Genomic DNA, 15,874 nt, shown 5'->3' with positions numbered 1-15,874 from the left:
TTAATTGCAATTCTACTTATTGTGCCTTTGTGACTACAATTTAAAAAGACAATTTGACTTATAGAAATAAATAATAATGGAATATATGGAATATATAGTTCCGCTTGTGAAAAATGTGGGGGAATGGTAGAATTTATTTAATTTATAATTCTTGCTGGCGCGTGCGCCAGCACCGACCGAATGGAGCACTAGCAAACCTAACCCTTCCTAATATCCCATATTAATTTTATCTTCAATCCTATTATACATTCATAGTAACATGATCAGAAAAATAAAAATCCTGTTAATCGCCCTGATAGTACTCACACTAAATCAATCCAGTACCCCGGTTAAAACAGCAGCACCTTCCGGTCCCAATATCATTCTGATCTTCATGGACGACATGGGTTATGGCGATCTCTCCTGTTATGGTGCACTCGATATAAACACTCCAAATATTGACCGATTAGCCTCCGAAGGCATTCGTTTTACTAATTTCCTGTCGGCACAAGCCGTTTGCAGTGCCTCACGCGCCGCAATTCTTACAGGTTGCTATCCTAACCGGGTAGGCATCTCCGGCGCTTTATTTCCGGCTTCACCCATCGGTTTAGCCAAAGAAGAAATGACCATTGCAGACCTCCTTAAACAGAAAAATTATGCAACAGGAATATTCGGTAAATGGCATCTAGGTGATGCTCAGGAATTTCTGCCCCTAAATCAGGGCTTTGATGAATATCTCGGCATTCCTTATTCAAATGATATGTGGCCGGTTAATTACGATGGGCTTCCTGCAAAAACCGGAACTAATAAATATCGCTTTCCTCCACTGCCTCTGATCCGAAATTCTGCACCTGTTGACACCGTCCGTACCCTGGAAGACCAGGCTCTGCTGACCAGCAGGCTGACAGATGAAGCTATCAGTTTCATACGCCGCAACAAAAAGAAATCGTTTTTCGCCTATATTCCGCATCCAATGCCCCATGTTCCGATCAATGCTTCTGCAGCATTCAGGGGGAAAAGCAAGCAGGGATTGTATGGAGATATGATTCAGGAGGTTGACCATAACGTTGGAAGGATCATGGACGCTCTTAAAAAAGAAGGACTGGAAAAAAACACCCTGGTAATTTTCACAAGTGATAATGGTCCCTGGTTAAATTTCGGAAACCATGCGGGTAATACTGCGGGTTTAAGAGAAGGTAAGGGCACTTCTTTTGAAGGGGGACAAAGGGTTCCATGTATTATGAAGTGGAAAGGCACCATTCCAGGCGGACTAGTATCCAACCAGTTAGCTTCCACAATCGATCTTTTGCCTACCATCGCTAAACTGGCCGGAGCACCGCTTCCAGAAAAAAAGATCGATGGCCTTGATCTTGGAGAGATCCTAAAAGGCGACCTCCTGGCAAGCCCAAGGAAGAATTTTTTATACTATTATCGCAAAAATTCACTGGAGGCCGTCCGTCGCGATAACTGGAAACTCGTTTTCCAGCATCCTTCACGCTCCTATCTTGATCAGGCACCGGGTGTTAATGGCTTTCCGGGTGCAGCACCTGAAAATGTGATGATGAATGAGGCACTTTACGACCTTCGCAGAGATCCGGGTGAGCGCTATGATGTGCAGGCCTATTTCCCGGAAATCGTGAAAGAACTAAAGGCAATTGCTGATCAGGCAAGGGAAGATCTGGGTGATGACCTGCAAAAGAAAGAAGGCAGCAATAAGCGGCAGCCAGGAAAATTAACTAAGTAATTGATTTACAATTTATTAAAAAAAATACAGATTCTGTCTAATCAAACTCAACGATATCCATATCCAGGTGGATCATGTCTACAATTTTGTCTAATTCATCCGAGCAATCCTGAGAAGTTTTAATACCCAGCTCAATTAATGCCTGCACATTCTGCTCGCTCGCATTATCCATTTCAGGATCGGCATTTCTGAGGTCTGAAGGCTGGATCCTGCAATAATTTTTATCATTGCCGTTTGCTGAAAACATCTTCAGTAAATGATAATTCGTGGTTTCTGCCGCCCCCGACATCATAATATCTATGGAGGGCTTGATCCAACCCATTGCACCCCAGTTTTTTGCCGAATGATAGTTGTAAGATCTGTTCTCACTGCCCGTCCCAAGAGAAACAATGAACATATCTTTAGAGGTGGGATCGCCTTTCGAATTCCGAACCTCAGAATAAGCGCATAAGGATGGGTTATTGGCGTACATTCCACCATCGATCATCGGATAGGTAACTCCGCTGATGGAACGGATCAATGCTGCTTCAAAATAGGTGGGCGCTGCAGAAGTTGCCCGGCATACATCCCGGATAAAGAAATCACCTCCATCACCCTTCTTCGGAAAATCATGTTTTGCAAAAAAATGCGTCTTCCTTTCCTGGATATCATAGGCGGTGATCAGGCATGGTTTCAGGAGCTCGCTCAGTTTAATATCTCCAAAATATTGATTTAGAATATGCTCCAAAGGTCTGGAAGCATACTTTTCATTAAAAAAGGATTTATAATTTAAGATCTTACTTAAAAAAGAAAGGTTGAATATCCGGTCACCGTTATTTTTATAGAGATCTACGGCCTCCTCAGCGCTGAACTTTGGCTTTTGAGGGTTGTTTTCATCCGGACAAAGCAGCAGACAGGTTAAAATACCTCCGGTGCTTGTGCCGGCAAAGAAATCGAAATAGCTGGCAATACGGGCATCCGGATCCTTTGTTTTCAGCTGCAGCTTTTTCTCAAGAGCTACCAAAACCTGTCCGGGTATTAGTCCGCGGATCCCCCCGCCATCAATAGACAATATTTTCTTCATTTAAATCAGGTTAAATCCTTTAAAATAAATTTCAGATGATCTTTACTCACCCATTTCTCATCCATATGTATCCTGCACCAGTTATTCTCTTCATGTACAATAAAAATCTCATGGCCTTTTGCAAGTGCTCCTACCCTATCAAAAGACCTTCCGGGCCCATTCCGGACATGAAGTTTAGCTGTTTTTACCGCAGCTCTTGATACGTTCATTGTGTACTTTCCATAAACCCAATGTTCCTGTGAATTGGAGATCTTATACCAGCCATTTTCTTCCTGATAAACCCTCAAAACCGATCCTATGCTGGCAGGATCAAGTCCCGCAACCTTTTTTGCTGTTTGCCTTGGCTCTGACCTGACATTCAGTTTTGAAGCAGTAACACTCACATATTTCAACAAGTCGGGCTTATTTTGAATTGAAAAAGGAAATGACTGTGAAACAAGCGGCAAAAAATGGGTATTACAATCCATGACCTTATTACCGCCGAAAAAATTAGTCCCTGGACAAGTTTTATTATTCCTTACACCATCATTCCGCTGCCCTGTACTCAGGTCGAACCAATGGTGATAAATGATACTTTGAGTATGAACAGGTAAATTAAAACGCCGGCATAGTATGGCGGTCATCCGGATTATGGCTTCGCGCTGTTCGGCGGTCATTGCATCCTTTCCGGAATCAAAATTACCCAAGTGCTCCAGACAAATACTATTGGCATTTTGTCCTGTAATGCAGGCAGGCGACCTCTCCAAAGATCTGCCACTCAGAATACTCCCGTCAGGAAAAGTAGTGAAATGCTGACCGATATCAGACCAGCCATTATGATTGACATGGTAGTTTTTCATACCCTGCTGCAGCTCAAAATGGTTGGAGTCTTTAAAATGAACATAAGCAGGGCTGAAAGTATGGTGTTGCTGGATGCTTATAACAGTCCGGGCAAGCTGCAATGAGTTTATCCATTGCTCAAACTCCTGAATACTGAATTTTGTAAATCCGAACCTGTTGGTCAAAGCAAATAATTTTCGTGTGTTTATTAAAAATAAAGGTTTTGACCGGATTTGCAAAAGGATAAGGATCCAGGCATAATAAATAGTCCTCTGCCAGACCATGAATAAAGAGACAAACCCTTTCGATTAATATCCTTTGAATGCTTAAAGTTCTGAAGAATAGAATTTCTTTAAAACAAGAAAGCCCCGAATACGGAGCTTTCTTGTTTATTTTTATTCAATCAAAATAGAAAAACTACTTTGATTGCAACAAGGCTATTGAGCCTTATCCCACCATAAAGGGGTAAGTAAACGATACTTTTCAGAGTTATCACCTACCGCTTGCGGATTACGTGTTTGCTCATTTCCTTCGTAAACCATAGCTCTTATCCACTGAGTTGGATTGTTTGCATCAAATACTACTGTATTTAAATTTAAAGGGCGAACAAGAGAGGGGCCATAAATAGCCTGACTAAAATCAGATCTGCGCATATCAACCCAGGTTTCAGGGTTCAGGCATAAAGTAATATACTTCTGTCTCATGATGTGGCTTAATCCCTGAGTAAGATTGCTAAACTGAGCATTCAAACCATTAGCTTGTATCGCATCCCAATAAGCATTTATTTCAGTAGTTGTAACTCCGAGTTTGCGCATATTTGATTTTACACCTTCGGTATAAGCAACAATGGCACCATTAACATCATTACTTCTTAATTTAGCTTCTGCCTCAATTAATTTCACTTCAGAATAAGTAATGAAAGGCATTGGTGATTTTTCACTAGTATAAAAACCACTATTACTGAACCTTCCAAAGTCATTACCATTCTTCTTGGTAACATCACCTGCCTGACCATTTGCAAGAATTCCCTGACCACCTGTTAAGGCGCCACCAGATCTTAAACCTCTGTACTGTCCGTCTGATGCAGCAGGTTTCATGATCCTGCTGATCCGTGGATCCTGATATGCAGCGTTTGTTACCGGGAAGCTGGTCAGCATATTCACAAAAAACTGGCTCCAGGCAAAATACCTTGGATTAAACAAGGCACTATTAGGATCGGTTACCCCCGCCGGAAGCACAAATCCACCCCAGCTATACCATGGATTCTGATCTGTTTCCAAGCCACCAGCTAAATAAGGGAACTCTGCATCCATACCATCGGCATTGAATGAATTGTTACAGGCTTCAATGATCTTTGCAGGACTATAAACTCCTGTTTTCTTTGAAAGGTGATTCAGATATCTGGCCTTTAATGCCCATGCAAAGCGTTTCCACTTATTAATATCTCCCTGAAACATAATATCACCCCCATTTGCATTTAAACCAGTTTTATTAGAGGTGCTATTGAATGCTACGATAGCTTCATCAAGTAACTGATCGATACGCTTGTAGACGGTCTCCTGATCCTGCATTTTAGGCGTCAGATTAAGCTGAGCTGCACCATCATAAAAATCATCGACAATAATTGACCCATACTGGTCTGTTAACAAACCAAAGTTCATAGCCAACAGAGTTTTACCTGCACCAACAAAATGCGGACTGCCTTCTTCTTCTCCAAGTACGATCAGGTCCACACAATTAGGCATAGTAAATACATAGGCATTTTGCCAAAGGAAATATGATGAAGTAAAGCGCCATGTTTCTGCAGCCATATTGGCCCCTGTAGCAAGCTTTGTTACTCCATATTGAGTTAAACCCGTTACTTCACGGCTTCCCCTCCACATTGCTGAACCATTAGAGGTGGTTATTGCACCTACTAAACGACTAGCAGCCGAAATTTTAGAAGGATTATTCGGATCCTTATTTACATCCAGGTACTTCTTGCATGAAGTACTCAGCAAGAGGACACTGAAAAAAATGTAAGTGATTTTTTTATATCTAATTTTCATATTCATTTTTATTTAAACGCAGGAGAATGCAAGGAAGCATAATTTTAAAACATAAGCCTTTGCACCTGCTTTATCATCTATTTCCTGTTAAAGCGTTAATCTCAAACCAAAATCCACACCACGTGTGGCCGGAATTCCAAGGTTATCAAAACCAAAAGATCCGGAACCACCAACACCAGCACCACTACCTGAAACTTCCGGATCAACACCTGAATAGTTGGTGATCAAAAGCAGATTCCTTCCGGTTAAAGTAAAATTTAAGCCTTTAACATCTATTTTTTCCAGGAATTTAGCCGGCATTTTATAACTGAATGTTGCATAACGAAGTCTGTACCATCCACCATCCTCAACAAAGTCATATCCCTGATTGGCATAAATTGTTTGGTAATAGTTTTGATTTAACGGAACAGAAATAGTGTTTTTCACACCGGTTGACTCAATAACTCCATCGAACACCTTTGTTCCTCTGTCAAGTGTTTTAGTACTTAAACCAGAGCGAACCAGAGAGTTTTCAGTTGCATTAAATACCTTACCACCTACCCGTACGTCAACCATAAAAGCAAATGATAAATTCTTATGCGTGAATGTATTGGTAATACCAGTAGTAAAATCAGGATTTCTATCTCCAATATTTGTTAAAGCAGTTTGAACCTGAGGATAACCATTATTAGCTAATAACAATTGTCCGCTTGCATTACGCTTCCAAACATTACCGTTAATTCCGAATAAACTTCCGTTCAGGAAAGCTGCACCCTGAGCTGCATTCGCAGAAACCCATGCATCAGACAATTCGATACGATCTAATGTACCTGGAAGTGCCTTTACAATTGAAGTATTTTTTGCGAAGTTAAGATCAACAGACCATTTGAAATTTGGATTAGTGATAGCCTGTGCATTGAATACAAACTCTACTCCTTCATTTTGTATTGATCCACCGTTCAGATAGGTAAGAAAAGCACCAGCAGATGGAGGTACTCTTGTTGCTAATATCTGATTGCTGGATTTACTGTTATAATAAGTAACATCGATTCCGATACGGTTTTTCAGGAATCTCAGATCAGTACCGATTTCAAAAGCCTTTGTAAACTCAGGTACAAGGGTAGGATTACCGAAAGGATTATTCGCGTTTGTAATAAATCCTCTTGGATTGATGGTAAAAGTATTGGTTACAGACGCAAGTGATGTAGTGGTTACGTGTGCAGGTGCATCCTTTCCAACCTCAGAATAAGCCGCTCTGATCTTACCATAAGAAAAGGTATCATCACCAGGCTTAATACCCATCTCTCTTAAAATATCAGTAAGGATTAAAGCACCACTTACCGAAGGATAGAAAAAGGAGTTATCTGTAACAGGCAGTGTAGATGACCAGTCATTTCTTGCTCTAAGATTAACATATGCCATTCCTTTCCAATCCACATTTAAATCACCAAATAATCCGAAAATCCTTCTTCTGTACAATCTCTCTGAAACTGTACGGTCGGCAGCAACAGTATTATTGATACTTGGAAAAGTTGGATCAATAAAACGGGTCGCGGTAGATGTTGTAGTTCTGTTACTTGCACTTTCAAGATTCTGACCTAATGCAAGACTAAGTTTAAAGTCTTTTGCAACAGTTTTCTTAGCAGTAACAATGATAGTAGATGTTGTTATCTGATTATCTCCGGAAGTTTGTGCAATTGCACCTCTTACTGCATCAGATTCCAGAGTTCCAGGCATTCTGATGGCCTTGAAATTCTCACTGTAATAATCTGTTCCTAAACGGTATGCAACATTTAAGAAACTAAAGGGATTATAGTCAATATTTCCAATTGCAATTACACGGTTGATACTATTAATGATCGGCTTATTTTGAATTGTCCAGTATGGATTATCATTATCAGCAACATTGAAAACTCTTTGAGTTCCATTTGGATTCAGATAGTTTTTCATATCCTCATTCCTTGGCCAGTATAAGGCACCCATCACTCCATTGGCACTTCCCTGAGGAACATAAGTTCTGTCTGTACGTACATAGTTTGCAGAACCACCAACAGTAAGTTTCTCTCCCATTTTGGTATCCGCATTTAACCTGAAAGATTTTCTTTTAAAATCAGAATTATCAACTATCGAACCCTGATCCAATAATGATGCTGAAGTAAAATAACGCGTTTGATCTGAACTGCCGCTTACTGAAACATCATGGTTCTGAGCAAAAGCATTCTTGAAGAAATTGCCAAGGTTATCATAAACCTGTTCGCCTGAAGAAAAAGCAGGACCCCATGAATCTGAAGCAGTTGCGTTATAAACTCCCTGCTCACCCTGCTTGTATTTATCCTGAAGAGTCGGTATTCTGTTCACTTGATCAAGTGAAAAAGTATTTTGATAATTTACTCTCGCAGCACCACCAGAACCTTTTTTAGTGGTAACCACAATAGCTCCAGAGGCTGCACGGATACCGTATAATGCAGCAGCAGCAGGTCCTTTCAAGACCGTGATACTCTCTATATCATCAGGATTAATATCTATTGCTCTGTTCGAAGCAGGAGCACTACCAGCACCCAAACCTCCCTGGCCCAGGGGCGTAGTGTTATCCACTGGAATACCATCCACAACAAATAAAGGCTGATTATTCCCGCTTAGTGAACTTCCCCCACGAATCATTATGTTTGATGAAGCACCCGCTGAACCGCTGGAATTGGTTATCTGTACACCTGCAATTTTTCCCTGCAAGGCATTGACAAGGTTTGGTTGTTTAGAGTCAACAATTTCTTTTGCTTTTACACTCTGTGTAGAAAAGCCCAAACCTCTAACTTCCTGTTTCACACCAAATGCTGTGACCACAATTTCATTTAAAACTTTGGAATCAGTTTTCAATTGAACATTGATCACACGTAATGTACCAACCGTTCTTTCTTCGGGAAGAGAACCGATATAATTGAATACCAATACATTCTCCGGACTTGCTTTGATAGAATACATACCATTTTGATCGGTTTGACCAAAGATATTTGTTCCTTTAATTTTAATAGAGGCACCCGGAAGCGGCAAACCATCTTCAGCCGAAGTAATTTTACCGGTTACTGTTATTTCCTGAGCAAACGCTTGTGACGCCAGTAGAAAAGCGCTCAAAAAAAACATGAGTAGTTTTTTTTTCATAAAAAAGATTTAAGGATAATTTTAATTTCTGCTGAATTGCAGTGTTTAAAATTAAAAAAAAATAATTAAGCCGCAGGCCTTAATGAAGCCCGTTTAAGCCTAAAATAGCTTTGCTTAGAGCTAGCTTTATTAAATGTAAATGTTGGATCTATATCTTTGTTACAGTCAGGATGATCATATTGAAATAACAAAAATAACAAAACGCTGATATTCAATATATTATGAATCAAATGACAAATTGAACAATTCTGAAATCGCGCTAATTTATAACGATTATATATTATTTTTTGTAGATGCTAAGCGGAGAATCCTGTCGCTTTAAAGACCAGAAAATCATCAGAATAATCCACAAAAAAAACATGCACACATTCTCGAAAACTAACAATTTTAATTCTGTTGGGAAATTAGTAAAACTATTTTTTAGCGTTTCAATCTCAGCTCCGATCAGTCTTTTTTGACCTCCTCAAGCCTGGCCATAAGTTTTTTCAAAATTCCAGGATTCTGATCAGCCAGGTTATTCTTTTCAGCACTGTCATTTTTCAAATTATACAACTGTGGTTTCATGTTATTTCCTAATTCAATATTAACCTGCTGATTAATTGCAGGACCAGGACCTGGAGAAATATATTTCCAATCGCCCTGAATGATTCCAAGCGTACTATTCACCGCCTGCTGGATGACAAATTCCCGGTTAGTCTTGCCGCCAAGCAGAGTACTCAGACTATTATAACTGTCCTGAGAACTGATCTTCCTTCCGGTTAAAGCAGCCAGGGATGCATAAAAATCAACCTGACTGAACAAGGCATTGGAAACTGTGCCGGCTTTAATTTTTGCAGGCCATCTTACCAGCATCGGGATCTTTGTACCACCCTCAAAAGCACTGTATTTTCCGCCTCTCAATATCCCGGATGGTGTATGACCGTTCAATAATTCTACGGCTTTATCTTCGTAACCATCGTCAACAACAGCACCATTGTCGCTGGTAAAAATAAGGAGTGTATTATCAGCAATTTTTAACCTGTCAAGGGTTTTTAACACCTCTCCAACGGTCCAGTCTAACTGCAAAATTGCATCTCCGCGTGCACCCATCCCACTTTTACCTACAAAACGTGAATGCGGAACTCTTGGGACATGAATATCATGAGTAGCGAAATATAGGAAAAATGGATTTTTTGAGTTTTTCTCAATGAAATTGACTGCTCTATTGGTAAATACATCCGCCATATCTTCATCGATCCACCGAGCTTTTTTACCTCCTGTCATCCATCCAATCCGGCTAACTCCATTAATGATGGTCGCATCATGGCCATGAGAATAGTTCAGCTTCAAAAGCTCAGGATTTTCCTTTCCTGTGGGCTCATTCCCTATCTTTTCTTTATAGGATACCCTGATCGGATCAGCAGGATCAAGATCCACGATCCTGTAATTCTCCATGTACACACAAGGTACACGATCGCCCGTTGCAGGCATAATAAAGGAATAATTAAAACCGATCTCCAATGGACCCGGCTTTATCTCAGAGTTCCAGTCTGGACCACCCTCCGGACCTAAACCTAAATGCCATTTCCCGACAACCGCTGTCTGATAACCTGCCTTTTGAAGCATCCCTGGCATGGTTTCTTCGTTTGTTGGAATGATAAGAGCCGCATCACCCGGAGCGATATTTGTTCCAGCTTTTCTCCAGGCATATTTACCGGTAAGCAATGAAAAACGAGAGGGAGTGCAGGTTGCTGCAGTAGCGTAAGCATTTGTAAATCGTAAACCCTGTGAGGCTATGCGATCAATATTCGGAGTCTTTACCTTTTTAGCACCATTGGCACTGATATCGCCAACTCCCAGATCATCTGTATAAATAATGACAATATTGGGCTTGCTTTGCCCATAGGAAACTGAAAAATGTGCAACACTCAGAATAGTAAGAACTATAAATTTAAATCGTTTAAGCATAATATTTAATATAATTAATTGTTGATCAACGTTTTAATAAAATATTACCAGGTATTTCTGAATATATGATCGCCCTTTTTATCGGTGATCGGTTTCAGCGGAATGTACAATCCCTGTGTTTTATCAAGCCAATCCCACAGTTTTTTATTCAGTTCTTTAGCCAGGTCCTGTAATTCAGGATTCCGGATCAGGTTGTTCATCTCATAGGGGTCTTTCTTCAGGTCATAGAGCTGATCGATATCCCAAACTCCATGACTGCGAATAAATTTATACTGGTCTGTACGCACAGCATACTGGGTTGGAGTTTGGGGAAATGGGTTCTCCCAATAATATTCATAAAACACTTCCTTCCTCCAGTTCGCTTCGGGCATACCCTTCATTAACTTGAGAAATGAATTACCCTGCATTTGAGCTGGCTTTTTAACTCCGGCCATTTCCAGAATACTGGGGGCGATATCTATATTTAAAACCATCTCCTTCACTTTAGTTCCTGCCTTGATCAGAGCCGGAGAACGGGCGATCAATGGAACCCGCATCGACTCTTCGTAAGCATGCCGCTTATCGATCAAGCCATGCTCACCAAATGAAAATCCGTTATCTCCCATGTAAATAACGAGTGTTTCTTTGTCGAGGTCATTTTCTTTAAGGTATTCCAAAACCCTGCCTACGCTGTTATCAATACCCATCAGAGTTTCGAGATAATCAATGTAGAAACTGTCAAAATCAGTCTGCCCATGATACATATAATCCACCCCATGCCAGCTATCACGCTGTGCTCTCACCCATCGAGGAATGTCTTTGTAATTAATTTCATAGGCACTTGAATCAGCCTGCTTTCCACGAGTAAACTTTTTACTATCTGCCCTTGCTGTTGAAAACATCGACACAGGATATTGGATCTGAATATCCTTGTAGATTCCATTATCACGTTTTGCAGGCCTGAATTCAGCATGAACGGCTTTGTGGGATAGGTAAACAAAGAATGGCTTTTTCTTATCACGCTGCTTGAGCCAGTCGATGGTCATGTCGGTTAAAATATCTGTAATGTAGGTGCTGTCAGTATAAGCGACCATCTTTCCGTCGATATTGATCTTCGGATTATAGTATTCTCCCTGACCGTTGAAACTCACCCAGCGGTTAAATCCCGGACGAGGATCACTATTCCCACCTCCCATATGCCATTTCCCGAAAAAGGAAGTCTGATATCCTGCCTTTTGAAGGTATTGAGGGAAATAAACCAGCGATTTAGGTGCTGCAGCCTGGTTATCCACTACGGTATGCGTATGAGCATACTGTCCAGTTAAGATAGATGCCCTGCTTGGTGAGCAGAGGGCTGTACTGACAAATGCGTTCTGAAAATGTGCTCCTTCATTGGCAATACGATCCAGATTAGGGGTTTTAAGTCCCGGAACTTTTCCGGTAAATCCCATAAAATCATAGCGGTGATCATCAGAAAGAATAAAAATGATATTACGTGGTTTGGTTCCTGGAATTTCCTGATAAGTTAGATTCTGGTTGTTTTGAGCTGATAATAGAGTTGTGAAGGAGACAATGATCAGAGTAAAAACAAATCTGAAATCAAAGTTGAACCATTGTGCCATATAGTTTAATTAAGCTGATTTAGCAGATGATAAATACCGGAATAAATTTCATCATATAAGTATAGATAAAATATTTCGCGAGAGGTAATTATTTCGAAAATTGAGGCTACCTATTAATTAATTATTAAGGAAAGAATAGGCACACCTAATATATCTCATTCAGAATAATAAGCCAAAACCATAGAAAAGGCAAGGGTTTTGGTGGTAGATTTAAAAATAAATAATATCACCCCTTCAGGGTTAAACCCTGCTTTGAACTTTGCAATAATAATAACACCCCTTCAGGGTTAATTCCTAAATGAACATTGCAATAATAATGACACACCTTTAGGTTAAATCCCAAAATTAACCACATAAAAATAATTACAACAATCAGGGCTTCAGATAGAAATTGAACCTAATAAAGACTAAAAGGCTAAAATTATTTTAACCTTTATGATCCTGATAAATCCGATTCAGAATTATTAATCGCAATCAATGGCAACCCCTGAAAGGGTGACCTTATTATAATCCAGGCGAACCAAACCCCGAAGGGGTGAAATTATTGTTTTGTTTCGTATCCTTTCGGTTCCTGAAAAACATATCTCCCTTTTGGAAAAGCTTATTGGGATATTTTCTGGATAAGGGAAATGTTTTAATCAGGGTATTATCAGCATCTCTGAAAATACAGAATTCAGGATGTTCCAGTTTATTTTTTGTAATATCTTCAAGCTCAGCATCTATGGGATAGATCTTGGTATTACATTCGGAAATACCGCCGATCAGCAGTTTTGAGAAAGCATCAATAAATTTAATCTTCCGGAATAAAACCAGTCCGAGGATCAATGGGAATGAGGCATGGCCTGAACATGGTTGTCTGATCACGGATGCATGGCTCAAATCAGTAAGGTCGATCAACAGGTCAAATTCTTTGCCTGTATTGAGTTTGAATCTGAATCCGGAATGTATAAAAAACATTTTTTCCCTCAGGTTAAATTCTGTGACAGGGGTAGAATGGTTTATCATCTCAATCACCCTGTCATCATCCGGACTATAAAGGGCTTCGAGAATGGTTTGAAGAGTCATTAAATCTCCTTAAATAGGTAAAGAATGACTAAATATAGAAATTTGCTGGAAATTTCAAAACAGACGATGTAAAACTATTTGGATTGAGGACACTGCGCAAATACAATCCTGCCTGTTTTTTTAATACAGCCAAAAATTTATATTTATTTAAAACAACACTATAAAGTTAAGTGAAGCGTATCAACAGTGGAAATATTGCGTTTTCTCTGTACCTCCTTCGTGCCTTGTTCATAGAACACCCCATTTTTGGTACCGTGGAGGCAATGTTGTACGAACATGGTACGAAGATGGACACTACTTGGTATCTGGAAAGTATAAAGAAGGTTGGAAGAATTTGCTAATATGTGGCATGAAAATTATATAAAAAACACCTCCATCACCTTTTGCCAGGCCGAAGCGCTCCTTCTAAATATAGAGTTGAATCAAAAAAGCAACGTTTCCTGAATTTTAATACTCTTACTCTTAGCCCCATCCATGCTTAACAAATTAGCATGACCCGGGAAATAAGAGTGTGAACTATTTTATCATGGAAATTGTACTAAACTTGCAACTGATTGATCCATTAATTCTAACCAACACTTACCAGTGAGAAAAGGGGAAGCATTTTCAGACCAGGAATTATTAAGTCTTCTCAGGTCTGAAGATCAGTTGGCATTTAATGAAATATATAATCGCTACTGGCAGACCTTATATGCTGTTGCTTATAATCGACTTCGGGACCAGCAGAAGTCGGAGGATGCTGTTCATGATGTATTTTCCAGCCTGTGGTCCAATCGCCACAAATCAGAGATAAATAATCTGGGTGCCTATCTGGCCACTGCTGTAAAGTTCCGGGTACTGGGAAGCATACGTAAAGAGTCTGTTAAACAGAATTATCTGCAGCACATATCCCTATCAGAATCGGTTGAATCCCATGACATTTCTGAAACTCTGCATTATAAACGTTTGATGGAAGCTGTTAATGAGGAAGTAGAAAATCTTCCTGAGCGTTGCCGGCTTGCTTTCAAGTACAGCCGTGAGGATAATATGCCGATAAAACAGATTGCATCAGAAATGAATCTTTCTACCAGCACAGTTGAAAACCATTTGAACCGGGCTTTGAAAAAGCTTCGCTTAGTTATAAAAAAAATGGGCGCTGCTTTTCTATCGCTTTAATAATTATTAGCCTGTTAAACCTGATTTACGGGTGGAAATTATTTTCCAAAAATTCGAATTATCAATTAGGTGTAAAACCATTCATAACAGACATACATAATATATGGCTACTCAATTACCGGATAATTTAATAAATGCTATTGCCAGCTATCTTGAAGGAACAGCTACACCCAAAGAGAAAGAGCAGGTCAATCGCTGGTATAGCTCTTTTAATGATGAAGATGTAGAAATTCCTTCAAACAGTTTGGACATGAAAGATCAGGTCGATTCCAGGCTAAGACTGCGATTAAAAGAGGCTATGGATCATTCTGATGAAAAGGAAATAAAAATTTACCCGCTTCGCTCAACCTGGATCCTGAGAATTGCTTCTGTTGCGGCTGTTATTTTTATTATTTCAACAGGAGCTTACTTTTTTATGCAGCGATCCGCTGATCTGAAGGCAGTAAAAATGCCAAATCCAATTAAAGAAGGCATATCAAGGCCTGCGGATAAAGTTATGCTGACCCTTCAGGATGGCTCTGAAATATCCCTTTCAGACGCAGCCATTGGGGAAGTAATCAGACAAACTGGATTTACGATAAGCAAAATAGCGGATGGAAAATTTGAATACGATCTACTGAATTCCCAGAATGTGAAAGGTTCCATCTCAGCTTCAAATAAGATAGAAACTCCAATAGGCAGTCAAATCCAGATCAGATTTCCGGATGGAAGTCAGGTTTGGATAAATGCGTCTTCATCCTTACAATTTCCGATAAATTTTTCGGATAATGATTTTGATACTGATCTTAATGGAGAGGCTTATTTCGAAGTAACACCCAATAAGTCACGTAAGTTTCGTGTTAAATCCGGCAGGCAGGTCACCGAAGTACTTGGCACCCGGTTCAATATCCAGGCTTACCTCAATGAACCTTCCATCATTACCACTTTATTTGAAGGAAGTATCCGTATCACCGATCCTGGCAACAATAATTCGCAGCTGCTTAAGCCCGGACAGCAAGCCAGGTTAAGCAAAACCTTCCAGGTAACTGATAGTGATGCCAGCCAAGCCATTGCATGGACAGAAGGATACTTTCACTTTAATAATGCCGGTATAAAGACCGTGATGCACGAACTGGAAAGATGGTATGACATAAGAGTGCGATATGAAGGAGAGCTGACGAAGCAAAAATTTGAAGGATCTATCGACAAAAAATTAACTATTCAACAGGTTCTTGCAATTCTTGGAAAAAGCCAGGTCCACTTTAGAATTAATGGGAAGGAGCTTGTTGTTATGCCTTGATCTATGCATGCCAAATAATTAATAAGTTCAAAAGCCATC

At 39.9% G+C, this 15,874-nt stretch carries 10 protein-coding genes; 3 read left to right on the top strand and 7 right to left on the bottom strand.

The annotated features are described in order from the left end of the window. The first annotated feature begins 259 nt into the window (after positions 1-259). Positions 260-1,723 carry a sulfatase family protein gene (locus BLR27_RS10020; protein WP_090704424.1) on the top strand — a complete coding sequence of 488 codons (1,464 nt, stop codon included), beginning with the start codon at positions 260-262 and terminating at the stop codon, positions 1,721-1,723. 37 nt (positions 1,724-1,760) lie between these two features. Here BLR27_RS10020 and BLR27_RS10015 read toward each other — a convergent pair whose 3' ends face one another. From BLR27_RS10015 to BLR27_RS09985, 7 genes are all read right to left on the bottom strand, one after another. Further along, on the bottom strand, positions 1,761-2,786 hold the full coding sequence (locus BLR27_RS10015) for a patatin-like phospholipase family protein (RefSeq protein WP_090704423.1): 1,026 nt from the start codon (positions 2,784-2,786) through the stop codon (positions 1,761-1,763). 5 nt (positions 2,787-2,791) lie between these two features. Then, complete coding sequence (locus BLR27_RS10010) at positions 2,792-3,790, bottom strand: SH3 domain-containing protein (RefSeq protein ID WP_090704538.1); 999 nt, start codon at positions 3,788-3,790, stop codon at positions 2,792-2,794. A gap of 252 nt (positions 3,791-4,042) precedes the next feature. Continuing rightward, positions 4,043-5,653 carry a SusD/RagB family nutrient-binding outer membrane lipoprotein gene (locus BLR27_RS10005; RefSeq protein WP_176767664.1) on the bottom strand — a complete coding sequence of 537 codons (1,611 nt, stop codon included), beginning with the start codon at positions 5,651-5,653 and terminating at the stop codon, positions 4,043-4,045. Between the two features lie 87 nt (positions 5,654-5,740). Further along, a complete protein-coding gene (locus BLR27_RS10000) occupies positions 5,741-8,788 on the bottom strand; it encodes a SusC/RagA family TonB-linked outer membrane protein (RefSeq protein WP_090704419.1) in 3,048 nt (1,015 codons plus the stop codon). Between the two features lie 444 nt (positions 8,789-9,232). Next, positions 9,233-10,735 carry a sulfatase family protein gene (locus BLR27_RS09995; protein ID WP_090704417.1) on the bottom strand — a complete coding sequence of 501 codons (1,503 nt, stop codon included), beginning with the start codon at positions 10,733-10,735 and terminating at the stop codon, positions 9,233-9,235. Positions 10,736-10,779: 44 nt separating this feature from the next. Beyond that, positions 10,780-12,336 (bottom strand): sulfatase family protein, encoded by a 1,557-nt coding sequence (locus tag BLR27_RS09990; RefSeq protein WP_090704416.1) that lies wholly within the window; start codon positions 12,334-12,336, stop codon positions 10,780-10,782. Between the two features lie 504 nt (positions 12,337-12,840). Further along, complete coding sequence (locus BLR27_RS09985) at positions 12,841-13,401, bottom strand: hypothetical protein (RefSeq protein WP_090704414.1); 561 nt, start codon at positions 13,399-13,401, stop codon at positions 12,841-12,843. A gap of 585 nt (positions 13,402-13,986) precedes the next feature. Between BLR27_RS09985 and BLR27_RS09980 the strand changes: the two genes are divergently transcribed. Both BLR27_RS09980 and BLR27_RS09975 read left to right on the top strand, forming a co-directional pair. Continuing rightward, positions 13,987-14,556: an RNA polymerase sigma-70 factor gene (locus BLR27_RS09980; RefSeq protein WP_176767663.1), complete on the top strand. Its 570-nt coding sequence runs from the start codon at positions 13,987-13,989 to the stop codon at positions 14,554-14,556. 103 nt (positions 14,557-14,659) lie between these two features. Next, on the top strand, positions 14,660-15,835 hold the full coding sequence (locus BLR27_RS09975) for a FecR family protein (protein WP_090704411.1): 1,176 nt from the start codon (positions 14,660-14,662) through the stop codon (positions 15,833-15,835). Positions 15,836-15,874: the final 39 nt, after the last annotated feature.

This window comes from Daejeonella rubra (assembly GCF_900103545.1).
Lineage (GTDB): Bacteria > Bacteroidota > Bacteroidia > Sphingobacteriales > Sphingobacteriaceae > Daejeonella > Daejeonella rubra.
The sequence above is the reverse complement of the archived record's forward strand: the minus strand, read 5'-3'. Positions and strand labels throughout refer to the sequence as shown.

What these genes read in the sequence shown, in the direction of transcription:
- BLR27_RS10020 (WP_090704424.1), top strand. Translation starts at nt 260, where the DNA reads ATGATCAGAAAAATAAAAATCCTGTTAATCGCCCTGATAGTACTCACA.
- BLR27_RS10015 (WP_090704423.1), bottom strand. Translation starts at nt 2,786, where the DNA reads ATGAAGAAAATATTGTCTATTGATGGCGGGGGGATCCGCGGACTAATA.
- BLR27_RS10005 (WP_176767664.1), bottom strand. Translation starts at nt 5,653, where the DNA reads ATGAAAATTAGATATAAAAAAATCACTTACATTTTTTTCAGTGTCCTC.
- BLR27_RS10000 (WP_090704419.1), bottom strand. Translation starts at nt 8,788, where the DNA reads ATGAAAAAAAAACTACTCATGTTTTTTTTGAGCGCTTTTCTACTGGCG.
- BLR27_RS09995 (WP_090704417.1), bottom strand. Translation starts at nt 10,735, where the DNA reads ATGCTTAAACGATTTAAATTTATAGTTCTTACTATTCTGAGTGTTGCA.
- BLR27_RS09990 (WP_090704416.1), bottom strand. Translation starts at nt 12,336, where the DNA reads ATGGCACAATGGTTCAACTTTGATTTCAGATTTGTTTTTACTCTGATC.
- BLR27_RS09985 (WP_090704414.1), bottom strand. Translation starts at nt 13,401, where the DNA reads ATGACTCTTCAAACCATTCTCGAAGCCCTTTATAGTCCGGATGATGAC.
- BLR27_RS09975 (WP_090704411.1), top strand. Translation starts at nt 14,660, where the DNA reads ATGGCTACTCAATTACCGGATAATTTAATAAATGCTATTGCCAGCTAT.